We start from the raw sequence: 12,067 nt of genomic DNA on the forward strand, positions 1-12,067 counted from the left end.
CCCGCCTTCGACCTAGCGCAGCCTGCGTCGGACGGCGAAGACCAGCTGCAAGAGGGCGAACAGGCCAAGGACGGCCGAGACCCCTGCTCCGGCGGAACCCCATCGGTCAGCTGACAGCGGGTACAGGCCGGCACCCAGCAGGAACATCGCCACCACGATCACCCGCGTCGGTCGCTCGGACACCGTGATCACCGCGACGTCGCTCTGCCCGAGCGCGGCCGCGCGAGCGCGCAGGTACTCGTGCAGGTAGGCCAGGACGGCTGCCGCCACGACGAGCCAAGGGTCAGCCCCGACAACCCACAGCGCCAGGTACCCGGCGCCGTCCGCGACCCGGTCGCACAGCGCGTCCAACGCCGCTCCCCAGCGGGTGACCCGACCACTGACCACGGCGACCGCGCCGTCCAGGTTGTCGGCGAAGCCGCTCAGCGTGACCACGGCGGCGGCCGCCACCGGCCAGTGACCACCGGCCGCGGCGACCAACGGCGCCGCGAGCGCGAAGAGCACACCGAGCAGTGTCAGGGCGTCCGGCGGTACCCGCCACGAGGCGAGAGGCCGCGCGACGCGGTAGCTGAGTCCCAGCCAGAGCCGGACCAGTGCCGTGGCACGCGGGTCGGTGCCGTGCAGCCGTGCCCAGGCGTCCAGGTACTCGTCGCGGTTCAGCGCCGGGCTCGACTCACGCGACGACCACCCGATCCAGTCCAAGACCCTCGTAGATCTCCATGGTCGCGGTGGACCGGTTGAGCGTGTAGAAGTGCAAGCCCGGTGCACCCGCGTCCAACAGGTCCCTGGCCTGCTCGGTGGCGATCGCGATCCCGGCCGCGCGCACCGCCGCCGGGTCGTCACCGGCGGCGTGCAGCCGGTCGACCACCCAGCTCGGTACGGCCGCGCCCACCAGGCCGGCCACCCGCTCGATCTGCGGCAGGCTGGTGATCGGCATCAGCCCGGGGATGATCGGCAGGTCGCTGCCCAGGGCCCGCACCTTGTCCACCAGGCAGGTGTAGGGCTCGACCCCGAAGAACATCTGGGTGACCGCGAAGTCCGCGCCGGCCGCCTGCTTGGCCACCAGCACGCGGGCGTCCTGGTCGAGGTCCACCGACTCGGGGTGGCGGTCGGGGAACGCGGCCACACCGACGCAGAACGTGCCCAGCTGACGCAGCAGCTCGACCAGCTCGTCAGCGTGGTTCAGGCCGTCGTCGTGCGCCGTCCAGACCCCGCCCGGGCCGTCCGGCGGATCGCCGCGCAGCGCGAGCACGTTGCGCACCCCGGCGTCCGCGTACTGCCCGATCACCTGGCGGACCTCCGTGGCGGACGCCGACACGCAGGTCAGGTGGCCGACCGGCGTCAGCGTGGTGTCCCGGGCGATGCGCTCGGTGATCCGGACGGTGCGGTCCCGAGTGGTGCCGCCCGCCCCGTAGGTCACCGAGACGAACGTCGGCCGCAGGCGCTCCAGGCGACGGATGGCCGCCCACAGCATCGCCTCGCCCGCGTCGTCGCGGGGCGGGAAGAACTCGAACGAGAAGGAGCGCCCGCCCTCGGCGAGCAGCTCACGCAGACTCGCGTGCACGGTCGGTGCGCCGTCCGGCAGCGTCGAGGGCAGTCCGAGAGCCATGCCGGACAGGGTAATCGCGTCACCCACCAGACCGCTCGCGTGCCCGCCTGGTGGGCACGGCATACGCTCTGGAGCAGCCCGTCCGCCGAAGGAGATCGCGTGCCCCACCCGCTGGACGTCGAGGATCTGCGCTCGCGAGTGCACAAGGTCATCGACGATCACCTGAGCAAGCAGGCCGCCCAGCTCGAGCCCCTCGGCGCCGACCTCGTCCCGCTGCTCGAGGCGATTGCCGAGTTGGTCTCCGGTGGCAAGCGGCTGCGCGCCGCGTTCTGCTACTGGGGCTGGCGGGCCGCCGGTGGGGCGGACTGCGCGCAGATCGTGCACGCGGCGGCGGCGTTCGAGATCTTCCAGGCGGCCGCGCTGCTGCACGACGACGTGATGGATGCGAGCGACACCCGACGCGGTCTTCCCGCCGCGCACCGCCGGATGGCGGCGCTGCACCGGGAGAACGGCTGGGACGGCGACGCCGACCGTTTCGGCACGGCGGCCGCCATTCTGGCCGGCGACCTGTGCTTGTCCTGGTGCGACGACCTGTTCAGCCACAGTGGGCTGACCGTCGAGGCGGTGGCCAGGGCGCGGCCGACATTCGACCTGATGCGCACCCAGCTGATGGGCGGGCAGTACCTGGACGTGATGGAGCAGGTGCTCCCCCGGCGCAGCGGTGGCGGCACGACGGCCCGGGCGCGCCGGGTGATCCGCTACAAGAGCGCCAAGTACAGCGTCGAGCACCCGTTGCTCGTGGGCGGACTGCTCGCCGGGGCTTCGCCGGCCCAGCTGGCGGCCTACTCCGCGTACGGCCTGCCGCTGGGAGAGGCGTTCCAGCTGCGCGACGACGTGCTCGGCGTGTTCGGCGACCCGGCGCAGACCGGCAAGCCGGCCGGTGACGACCTGCGCGAGGGCAAGCGCACGGTGCTGGTGGCCGAGGTCGTCTCCCGTGGCACGGCGGCGCAGATCGAGGTGCTGGACAGCCTGCTGGGCCGCGCCGAGCTGAACCCCGCCGGGGTGGACGCCCTGCGTGAGGTGATGGTCGACAGCGGCGCGCTGGCCGCGGTCGAGCAGCTGATCGACGAGCTTGCGGCCCAGTCCGCCGACGCGCTGGAGGGCAGCGGGGCACAGCAGCCCGGGCTGACGGTGCTGAGCGAGCTGATCGCCGCGGCGACGGCACGCACCTCCTGAGCCAGTCGTGAGCCTGCGCACCGTCACCGGAGCGACCGACCACGTAGTGGTGGTCGGGGCCGGGCTGGCCGGACTGTCGGCGGCCATGCGGCTGGCCGGCGCCGGCCGGCGGGTCACCGTGCTCGAACGGGAGCCCCGGCCCGGCGGCCGGGCCGGGCTGGTCGAGCTGGCAGCCCCGGACGGCGCCGGCACGTACCGGATCGACAACGGCCCGACCGTGTTGACCATGCCGGACCTGATCGCCGACTGCTTCGACTGCGTGGGTGAGTCGATGTCCGACTGGCTGGACCTGGAGCCGGTCACCCCGCTGTACCGCAGCTTCCACGCCGACGGTTCGCGGATCGATGTGCTCGCCGACCCGGCGGCGATGGCGGCCGAGCTGCGCGAGGTCTGCGGTCCGGCCGAGGCGGCCGGCTACGAGCGCTACGTGGACTTCGTGTCCACGCTGTACCGGTACGAGATGAGCGACTTCATCGACCGCAACATCGACTCTCCGCTGGACCTGCTCACCCCGAACCTGGCTCGGTTGGCCGGGATCGGCGCGTTCCGGCGGCTGGCGCCGAAGGTGGCCCAGTACCTGAAGGACCCGCGCACCCAGCGGCTGTTCAGCTTCCAGGCCATGTACGCGGGACTGTCGCCGTACGACGCGCTGGCCATCTACGCGGTGATCGCGTACATGGACTCGGTGGGCGGGGTGTTCTTCCCCAAGGGCGGTATGCACGCGGTTCCGTGCGCCATGGCGGCGGCGGCCGAGAAGCACGGGGTCGAGTTCCGTTACGGCACAACAGTTTCCCGGGTCGAGCACCACGGCGGGCGGGCGGTGGCGGTGCACACCGTGGACGGTGAGCGGGTCGCTGCGGACGCCGTCGTGTTGAACCCGGACCTGCCGGTGGCGCAGCGTGAGCTGTTGGGCCGCAGCCCCTGGTCGGTGCGGCGGCTGCGCTACTCCCCCTCGTGCTTCCTGCTGCTGGCCGGGTCACGCAAGCGCTACGACACCGGGGCGCACCACACGATCCACTTCGGCCGCGCCTGGCGCGAGACCTTCGACGAGCTCGCGTCCGGGAGGCTGATGAGCGACCCGTCGGTGCTGGTCACGAACCCGACCCGCTCCGATCCCGCACTGGCGCCGGCGGGCCGCGAGATCTACTACACGCTGTTCCCCGTGCCGAACCTCGACTCCGGACTGGACTGGCGCACGCTCGCGCCGCGCTACCGCGAACATGTGCTCTCGACCCTGGAGCAGCGTGGCTATCCCGGCTTCGCCGACGCGATCGAGGTCGAGGACGTCACGACGCCGCTGGACTGGGCGGCGCGGGGAATGGAGCGTGGCGCCCCCTTCGCCGCAGCGCACACGTTCCTGCAGACCGGGCCGTTCCGGCCGCGCAACATCTGGGGCGAGAACGTCGTGTTCACCGGCTCCGGCACCCAGCCGGGGGTCGGCGTGCCGATGGTGCTCGTGTCCGGACGCCTTGCGGCAGAACGGGTGCTGGGCGTCGACCCGAGCTATCGGTCCCGGGCGCGACGATGACCGGCTCCGCGGCGCAGGGTGTCCCGGACGACGTCGAGCACCCACTGCGGTCGCCGGTGGACGTCCCGATAGGTGAACCGCAGCACGACGTAACCCTGCCGGACGAGCTCGGCGTCGCGGCGGCGGTCCTCCTCGAACCGCTCGCGGTGCACGGCGTAGCCGTCGACCTCGACGACCAGCCAGCCCTGCAGCACGAGGTCAACCCAGCCGACGCGGTCCACCGGCACCTGGCTCTCGACCGGCCCGAGCCCGTTGCTGAGGAAGAGCACCCGGGCCGCACTCTCCAGCACCGACTGCGCCTGCGGATCCACCATCCGCACGGCCGCGGTCGCTCTGGCCACATCTCGACCTCGCGCCGGAACCAGCGAGGTGAGCTCGTGGGGGTCCACCCGCCCGAGTCGGATGGCACTGTCCAGCACGGAAACCGCCTGCTCCACCGGGAGGCACCTCGCGCAGTCGTACAGCGTCTGGTGCAGCCGGGTGGCCCTGTCGTCACGCTCCACCGAGCGCCGATGGACTGTGACACCCCGGGCCACGATGTGGCGTTCACTCGTCGTCGCCAGGTGCAGCCCAGTGGTACCGAACACTTCGAGCCCGTGGTGCCGGGCGGCGCTCGCGCAGCTCAGGACCGCCTTGTGCTGCACCGCCCGGCTCATGTCATGCAGCTCCGACCCGGCCAGGCAGTAGGCTCCGCGAGCCAGTCTGGTGACCTGCCCGGCCGTGCACGCAGCGACCAGGTCCCTGCGCCGCACACCACGCGCCCGCAGCTCCTCCCACCGGGCGGCCCCGCCCTGCGAGGCCAACGACGTCAACGGATCCACCCGTCCAGGCTGGCGGATCTGCAACCTGCGCGTCGGCGGCTGTCCACAGGCAGCGCGCGTACCGAAGGTGGCACGAAGTCACCGCCGCAGGCTCGAATACCGGGACATTTCGGCGTCCCGGTGGGGATCCCCGCCATCTTCGGTACGGGAACGCCGCGGAGGGTTCGATGAAGGGCTGGTTCGACCGGTGCCTAGACGCGGCCGGCATCCATGACCCGAGGCTCAGGGCGGCCTACGAGCAGTGCCGGCAGGTGAACGCGCTGCACGGCAAGACGTACTACCTGTCTTCGCTGCTGCTCCCCCAGGACCGTCGTCCGCACGTGTTCGCGCTCTATGCCTTCAGCCGCAAGGCCGACGAGTTCGTCGACGACCTCGAGCACCCGGACCCCGAAGGCCTCGTGGCCTGGGGCGAGTCGGCCATGCTCGTCCTCGGCAAAGGCACGGGCATCACTAGCGCAGTCGACCCGGTCGTGACCGCGACCGCGCACACCGTGGCCCAGTTCGACCTCGACCTGTCGCTGTTCGCGGACTTCCTGACCGCCATGCGCCAGGACATCGACACCACCCGGTACGAGACGTTCGAGGACCTGCGCGGCTACATGTGGGGTTCGGCCGCGGTGATCGGGCTGATGATGCTGCCACTGCTCGGCCCGATCCACCCCGCCGCCAGGGAGCACGCCATCGCGCTCGGCGAGGCGTTCCAGCTGGCGAACTTCATCCGGGACGTCGGCGAGGACCTGCAACGGGGCCGCGTGTACCTGCCGATGCAGGACCTTGCGCAGTGCGGGGTGACGCCCGAGGACCTGGCCAACGGTCAGATCACCCCTGCCGTGCGCAGTCTGCTGCAGCTCGAGATCCGCCGAGCCCGCGAGACCTTCGCGTTCGCGCAGCAGGGCGTGGCGCTGGTCCGGCCCGAGAGCCGCCCCTGCCTCGCGACCGCCATCACGTTGTACCGCGGGATCCTGGACGAGGTCGAGAAGGCCGACTACCAGGTGCTCACCCGCCGGGTCAGCGTGCCGGACCGCACCCGGGCGGCGGTCGCGCTACCCGCGCTCGGCCGTGCCGTCCTCGCCCGGCGCGAGGCTGCGAGCTGGCACTCGGCCACCCCTGGCTGAGCGCGGCGGGCGCCGCTGCACCCCGCGCCGTCCCCAGAACACCCACCAGGACAACGTCTGCAGGATCAGCGCGAAGCCGAACGCCAGGTCCTCGACCGGTGCGTAGAGCACTCGCCAGTGGCCGAACGCCACCGCGTCGCCGCCGCCCAGGACTGCCGCTGGGTCGTACCGGACCACGCCGCGCCCGGTCAGCCAGCCGTTCGTCAGCAGCTGGAAGAACACCATGATCGCGTAGGACACCCAGAACGCCTTGCGGGACACCAACCAGGTGCGCAGCACCACGACGTCGAGCAGCACCGAGACCGCCAGCGCCAGCAGGCACAGCCCGGTGTAGCTCACTGCTCGTCACCGACCGTCCAGCCGCGCACCTGTCGCACGGCCTCCAGGGTGAGCACCGCCGCGATCGGCACCACCACGAAGAAGGCGACCTCCTCCAGGGGCAGGCCACCGGGCAATCGGACGTCCAGCACCTGCGCGGGGTCGAAGGTCCAATGACCCCGGTGGACCGCGTACAGGTCCCAGACCAGGAACAGCGGCACGACGCCGAGCAAGGTGAGCCCGAGCCGCCGCCATCGCCGGTACACGCCGACCTTCAGGTACAGCTCGAGCGGAAGGGTGCCCAGCAGGCAGAACAGCAGCATGCCCAGGTACGACAGCTGGCGCACCGGGACCTCAGATCGCGAGCGCCTGCGCCCGGCGACGCACCTCGGTCTTGTGCCCAGCGTGCAGGGCACCGATCGGGCTGCCGCCGACGAGGCTGTCGTCCGGGGTGAACAGCCAGCGCAGCGCCTCCTGCTCGTCGTAGCCTGCATCGGCCAGCACGCTGACCGTACCCGGCAGCTCCGGCATCAGGCCCTCGGACCCGAGCAGCAGCGCCGGCACCGACAGGATGTTCCGCTCGCCGCGGCGGACGGCGAGCAGCTGCCCGTCCTGCACCATCCGCCGCACCTTCCCGACATCGGTGCCGAGCTGGTCGGCCACGTCCGGAAGGGTGAGCCAGTCAGCCACCAGGGCGTCGAGTTCGTTCACGGGCACAGCCTGCCATGACCGGTGACACCGCAGGAACTCTCACCCGATTCGACGAATTACACCGGTGTAAGTCCTCTCGCACAACGGAATTCGTGTACCTTCCATCTGTATCGCTAGTCACATCCGTCACTTGGGACTCCCTGGTAACTGGCCAGGGTCCCGCCGCGAGCGATCGGCAGTGGACGAGATCGAGGAGACCTCACATGCCGCCCATCATCACCGCCGCCCTGGCCACCGCGCCCTTCCTGCTCGGCGCCGGCACCACCCACTGGTCCAGCTACACGGTCCGCCAGGGTGACACGCTGTGGGACATCGCGAGCCGTCACCATACGGACGTGCGCACGCTGATCCGGACGAACCACCTGGACGGCGGTGGCCACCTGATCAGGATCGGCACCCGGCTCAAGGTGCCCGGCCGAGCGGTCGCCCACCGACCGGCGGCGCCCGCCCTCGGCACCTACGTGGTGCGCTCCGGGGACACCGTCGGCCAGATCGCGCTGCGCTACAGGGTCCCCCCCGGCACCGTGCTCAAGCTGAACCACCTGGATGCCCGTGGCCGCATCTACCCGGGCCAGCACCTGCGGGTCCCGCTCGCCGCCGTCCGCGCCCAGGCCAAGGCCGCCGCCGCGAAGGCCGCCGCGCTGCGGTTCACGACGTACACGGTGCGCAGCGGTGACACGCTGAGCGCCATCGCCGCGAAGTCCGGCACCACGCTGGCCACCGTCCTCAAGCTCAACCACCTGCGGGTCAGCACGGTCATCCATCCCGGCCAGGGGCTCAAGGTGCCGCGCCGTGCTGTCACCAGCTCGGCGAACAGCTTCGCGGGCCGCACCTACTCCAGCGCCGTAGTGCGCGCGGCCGCCGCGAACCGGCACCACCTGGCCAGCCGCGCCGTCCCCGGCAAGGACGCCACGCGGCGGATGATCGTGCGGACCGCGCAGCGCTACGGGGTCGACCCCGCGCTCGCGCTCGCCGTCTCCTGGCAGGAGTCCGGCTGGAACCAGCGCCAGGTCTCGGTGGCCAACGCGATCGGCACCATGCAGGTGATCCCGTCCTCGGGACGCTGGGCGAGCGAGCTGGTCGGCCGACGGCTCAACCTGCTGAACACCCAGGACAACATCACGGCCGGCGTGGCCATCCTGCGAGCCCTGACCCGGTCCGCGGCCACCCCCAACCAGGCGGTTGCGGGCTACTACCAGGGCCTGTCGTCGGTCCAGCACAACGGCATGTTCGCCGACACCAAGGCGTACGTGCGCAGCATCAATGCGCTCGCCAAGCGCTTCGGCTGACCCGACCGAAACCCGTCCGCATGCGTGACCCAGGTCACCCGAGGCCGCCGGTGCCGTGCTCGACGAGGGCTTCACCTCCCCGATCGTGCGCCGTGACGACCGTAGACTCCTGAGCGATGGACGTCTCGGTCGCCGATCCGCTCGTCGGGCAGTTGCTCGACGGGCGATACGCGGTGCGCTCGCGCATCGCCAAGGGCGGGATGGCCACCGTCTACCTCGCCCTGGACGAGCGCCTCGACCGCGAGGTCGCGGTCAAGGTGATGAGCCCCGCGCTCGTCGACGACGAGGACTTCGTCCGCCGGTTCACCCGTGAGGCCCGCTCAGCGGCCCGGCTGAACCACCACGGCATCGTCCAGGTCTTCGACCAGGGCACGGACGGCGACATCGTGTTCCTCGCGATGGAGTACGTGCCCGGCCGCACGCTGCGCGACCTGATGCGCGAGCGCGGCCCGCTCAGCGCCGGCGAGGCGTTCGACCTGATGGAACCCGTCCTCGAGGCCCTCGCCGCCGCACACCGGGCGGGCATCGTGCACCGCGACGTCAAGCCCGAGAACGTGCTGATCGCGGACGACGGCCGGGTCAAGGTCGCCGACTTCGGGCTGGCCCGCGCGGTCGACGCCGGCACGGCGCACAGCCAGACCGGTCTGCTGCTGGGCACCGTCTCCTACCTCGCGCCGGAGCAGGTGGAGCGGGGCGTCGCGGATGCCCGCAGCGACGTCTACGCGGCCGGCGTCGTGCTCTTCGAGCTGCTCACCGGCGGCAAGCCGTTCGTCGGGGACACGGCGGTTCAGGTCGCACTCCAGCACGTGTCCAGCAGGGTCCCGGCGCCGTCCACCCGGATCGACAACCTCGACCCCGCGCTGGACGACCTCGTTCTGCTGGCCGCCGCGCGCAACCCCGACGACCGTCCCGCGGACGCCCGCGAGCTCCTCATGGTCGTGCGGGAGACGCGCCGGCGGCTGCCGCAGGAGGCGTTGGACGCCGAGCCCACGCCGGCGGCGACCACCGCCCCGCAGGCCCTGGTCGTCGCCCTGCCGCCCGAGCCGCACGACGACCCGCACGGCAGGACGGTGGCCCTGCGTCGCTCGCCGGCCGAGCCCGTCGTCGCGGACGCGCGTCCGCGACGCAGGCACCGGGGTCGGACGTCCGCCCTCGTCGTGCTGCTCCTGGCTGTGCTGCTCGGCGCCGGTGGCTGGTACCTCGGTGCCGGGCCGGGGGCGTACGAGGACGTGCCCAAGGTCGTCGGCAGCACGCAGGCGGAGGCTCAGGCGTCGCTGAGCCGGCACGGCCTCTCGGCCCGCCTGACCCAGGGCTACAGCGAGCGCGTGCCGGTCGGCTCGGTCGTGTCCAGCGACCCGGGCGAGGGTCAGCGGGTCCGCAAGAACGGCACCGTCACCCTGGTCGTCTCACAGGGGCCTGAGCGGCACGCGGTGCCCAAGCTCGTCGGGACCAGCGAGGACGCGGCCCGCGGGGCGCTGGCCGACGCCAGCCTCAAGGTCGGCAAGGTCACCCGCGCCTTCGACACCGGCGTCCCCGAGGGCTCGGTGATCTCGGCGTCGCAACCCGCGGGCACCGAGCTGCGCGCCCGGACCTCGGTCGACCTGGTGGTCAGCAAGGGCCCCGAGCCGGTGGCGGTGGCCAGCTGGGTCGGCAAGCCGGCTTCCGATGCCACCCAGGCGCTGACGTCCTCGGGACTGAAGGTCAAGGCCAGCCAGGCGTTCGACGACACGGTCGCCAAGGGGCTCGTGATCAGCCAGAAGCCGGGTGCCGGCACTGCGTACAAGGGCCAGCAGGTGACCCTGGTCGTGTCGAAGGGACCCCAGCTCGTCGACGTGCCGCGGGTGGTTGGCAGGCAGCTGGAGGACGCCGCACGTGAGCTGCAGAAGGCTGGCTTCCAGGTCGAGGTGCACAAGATCCTCGGCGGCTTCTTCGGCACCGTCCGCTCCCAGAACCCGGGTGCCGGGCAGCAGGCCCCCAAGGGGTCGACCATCCGGCTGACCGTGGTGTGAGCGGGCCGAGCCGCTCGTCCGGGGTGCTGCCGTGAGCGAGGGCCTGGTCCTCCCGGACTCGGGAACGCGGCGGACGACGACCGCAGCCGCCGGGCTGCTGGTGCTGGTCACCGCGGTGTGGGGCAGCACGTTCATCATCATCAAGGACGTCGTGCGCACCCTGCCGGTGCCCGACTTCCTGGCGCTGCGCTTCCTGGTCGCCGCCGCCGTGATGGTCCCGGTGTTCTGGCGCCCGCTGCGCCGGCTGAGCCGGCGCAGCGCCCTGCGGGGGCTCGCCCTCGGCGCCGTCTACGGGCTGGCGCAGGTGCTGCAGACGTTCGGTCTCGCGCACACCAGCGCCGCGGTCAGCGGCTTCGTGACCGGCATGTACGTCGTCCTGACGCCCGTGCTGGGTGCGGTGCTGCTCGGGCAGCGCGCGCCCGCCAGCACCTGGTTCGCGGTCGGGCTTTCCACGGCAGGGCTGGGGGTGCTGGCGCTGAACGGGTTCGCGGTCGGCACCGGCGAGCTGCTGGTGCTCGGTTCGGCGTTCCTGTACGCCTTGCACATCGTGGCGCTCGGCCTCTGGTCCGGGGCTCAGGAGGCCCTCGGGCTGGCCACGATCCAGATGGTCGCCATCGCCGGGTTGTGCACCATCTCGGCCCTGCCGCACGGGATCGAGCTCCCGTCCACCGCCGGGGCCTGGGCGGCCGTGTTCTACACCGCCATCGTGGCCGGTGCGTTCACGCTGATCGCGCAGACCTGGGCGCAGGCGCACCTGCCGGCCACCCGGGCGGCGGTGATCATGACCCTGGAGCCCGTCTTCGCGGCGCTTTTCGCAGTGCTCCTCGGCGGAGAGCAGCTCACCGCGCGGATGCTGGTCGGCGGGCTGCTGGTGCTCGCTGCGATGTACGTCGTCGAGCTCACTCCTGGTAGGCCCAGCGCTCCTCGCGCCACGCGTCGCCGACTGCGTGGTAGCCGCGCTGCTCCCAGAAGCCCCGACCCGGCTGGGTGAGGTACTCGATCCCGCGCAGCCACTTGGGGCCCTTGTAGGCGTACAGGTGCGGCACCACCAGCCGCACCGGCCACCCGTGCTCGAGGCTCAGCGGCTCGCCGTCGCGGTGGGTGGCGAGCACCGAGCGGGGCGAGGCGAGGTCTGACAGCCGAAGGTTCGCGGAGTAGCCGTACTCGGCCCAGACCATCGCGAACTCGGCATCGGCCGCCGGCGGGAACAGGTCGAGGATCGTGCGCGCAGCGACCCCGAGCCAGAGGTTGTCCGGCACGGTCCAGCGGGTCACGCAGTGCAGGTCGCCGCGGCTCGTGGTGCGCGGCAGCGCGGCGAACGCCTCCCGGTTCAGCTCGTGGTCGTGACCGCTCTCGGTCGAGCCGGTGACCGTCAGGCTCCAGCGGTCCACCCGGTCCGCCGGTACCCGGCCGTAGTGCAGCTCGGGCCAGCCGTTGGCGAGCCGCTGCCCCGGCGGCAGCACCTGCTGGTTCGCGACACTCACCGCGGGC

13 protein-coding genes are annotated in these 12,067 nt (G+C 72.0%); 6 read left to right on the forward strand and 7 right to left on the reverse strand.

The window, feature by feature from the left end; all coding sequences use genetic code 11:
* Positions 1-12 precede the first annotated feature (12 nt).
* Positions 13-702, reverse strand: coding sequence for a CDP-alcohol phosphatidyltransferase family protein (locus ACPPVT_RS12740; RefSeq protein WP_426560780.1), 690 nt, complete (start codon positions 700-702; stop codon positions 13-15).
* Positions 674-1,609, reverse strand: coding sequence for a methylenetetrahydrofolate reductase [NAD(P)H] (metF, locus tag ACPPVT_RS12745; RefSeq protein ID WP_426560782.1), 936 nt, complete (start codon positions 1,607-1,609; stop codon positions 674-676). Before metF ends, ACPPVT_RS12740 begins: the two co-directional genes overlap by 29 nt.
* A 99-nt stretch (positions 1,610-1,708) precedes the next feature.
* Here metF and ACPPVT_RS12750 point away from each other — a divergent pair, with 99 nt between their 5' ends.
* Together ACPPVT_RS12750 and crtI are read left to right on the forward strand one after the other, a co-directional pair.
* The gene (locus tag ACPPVT_RS12750) at positions 1,709-2,785 is read left to right on the forward strand and encodes a polyprenyl synthetase family protein (RefSeq protein WP_426560784.1); all 1,077 of its coding nucleotides are present in this window, start codon (positions 1,709-1,711) and stop codon (positions 2,783-2,785) included.
* A 13-nt stretch (positions 2,786-2,798) separates the two neighbouring features.
* Positions 2,799-4,313 (forward strand): phytoene desaturase family protein, encoded by a 1,515-nt coding sequence (crtI, locus tag ACPPVT_RS12755; protein WP_426567148.1) that lies wholly within the window; start codon positions 2,799-2,801, stop codon positions 4,311-4,313.
* Here crtI and ACPPVT_RS12760 read toward each other — a convergent pair.
* Positions 4,289-5,134 carry a DUF559 domain-containing protein gene (locus tag ACPPVT_RS12760; protein WP_426560786.1) on the reverse strand — a complete coding sequence of 282 codons (846 nt, stop codon included), beginning with the start codon at positions 5,132-5,134 and terminating at the stop codon, positions 4,289-4,291. The two genes, crtI and ACPPVT_RS12760, sit on opposite strands and share 25 nt — an antisense overlap.
* Positions 5,135-5,301: 167 nt before the next feature.
* On the opposite strand from ACPPVT_RS12760, the gene ACPPVT_RS12765 reads away from it, so the two are divergent.
* Positions 5,302-6,249 (forward strand): phytoene/squalene synthase family protein, encoded by a 948-nt coding sequence (locus ACPPVT_RS12765; protein WP_426560788.1) that lies wholly within the window; start codon positions 5,302-5,304, stop codon positions 6,247-6,249.
* Here ACPPVT_RS12765 and ACPPVT_RS12770 read toward each other — a convergent pair.
* The 3 genes from ACPPVT_RS12770 to ACPPVT_RS12780 are packed head-to-tail and all read right to left on the reverse strand — an operon-like array spanning position 6,178 to position 7,278.
* Complete coding sequence (locus ACPPVT_RS12770; protein WP_426560790.1) at positions 6,178-6,588, reverse strand: lycopene cyclase domain-containing protein; 411 nt, start codon at positions 6,586-6,588, stop codon at positions 6,178-6,180. The genes ACPPVT_RS12765 and ACPPVT_RS12770 overlap by 72 nt on opposite strands.
* Positions 6,585-6,914 carry a lycopene cyclase domain-containing protein gene (locus tag ACPPVT_RS12775; protein WP_426560792.1) on the reverse strand — a complete coding sequence of 110 codons (330 nt, stop codon included), beginning with the start codon at positions 6,912-6,914 and terminating at the stop codon, positions 6,585-6,587. Before ACPPVT_RS12775 ends, ACPPVT_RS12770 begins: the two co-directional genes overlap by 4 nt.
* Positions 6,915-6,921: 7 nt before the next feature.
* Positions 6,922-7,278: an Rv2175c family DNA-binding protein gene (locus tag ACPPVT_RS12780; RefSeq protein ID WP_426560794.1), complete on the reverse strand. Its 357-nt coding sequence runs from the start codon at positions 7,276-7,278 to the stop codon at positions 6,922-6,924.
* Positions 7,279-7,481: 203 nt separating this feature from the next.
* On the opposite strand from ACPPVT_RS12780, the gene ACPPVT_RS12785 reads away from it, so the two are divergent.
* The 3 genes from ACPPVT_RS12785 to ACPPVT_RS12795 all read left to right on the forward strand — a co-directional run bounded on the left by ACPPVT_RS12785 (position 7,482) and on the right by ACPPVT_RS12795 (position 11,567).
* Positions 7,482-8,567 carry a LysM peptidoglycan-binding domain-containing protein gene (locus tag ACPPVT_RS12785; RefSeq protein WP_426560796.1) on the forward strand — a complete coding sequence of 362 codons (1,086 nt, stop codon included), beginning with the start codon at positions 7,482-7,484 and terminating at the stop codon, positions 8,565-8,567.
* 116 nt (positions 8,568-8,683) lie between these two features.
* Complete coding sequence (gene pknB / locus ACPPVT_RS12790) at positions 8,684-10,576, forward strand: Stk1 family PASTA domain-containing Ser/Thr kinase (protein ID WP_426560798.1); 1,893 nt, start codon at positions 8,684-8,686, stop codon at positions 10,574-10,576.
* Positions 10,577-10,607: 31 nt separating this feature from the next.
* Positions 10,608-11,567, forward strand: coding sequence for a DMT family transporter (locus ACPPVT_RS12795; RefSeq protein WP_426560800.1), 960 nt, complete (start codon positions 10,608-10,610; stop codon positions 11,565-11,567).
* Here ACPPVT_RS12795 and ACPPVT_RS12800 read toward each other — a convergent pair.
* A complete protein-coding gene (locus ACPPVT_RS12800; RefSeq protein ID WP_426560802.1) occupies positions 11,476-12,060 on the reverse strand; it encodes a molybdopterin-dependent oxidoreductase in 585 nt (194 codons plus the stop codon). The two genes, ACPPVT_RS12795 and ACPPVT_RS12800, sit on opposite strands and share 92 nt — an antisense overlap.
* Positions 12,061-12,067: the final 7 nt, after the last annotated feature.

This window comes from Angustibacter sp. McL0619, from assembly GCF_049994355.1.
Classification (GTDB): domain Bacteria; phylum Actinomycetota; class Actinomycetes; order Actinomycetales; family Angustibacteraceae; genus Angustibacter.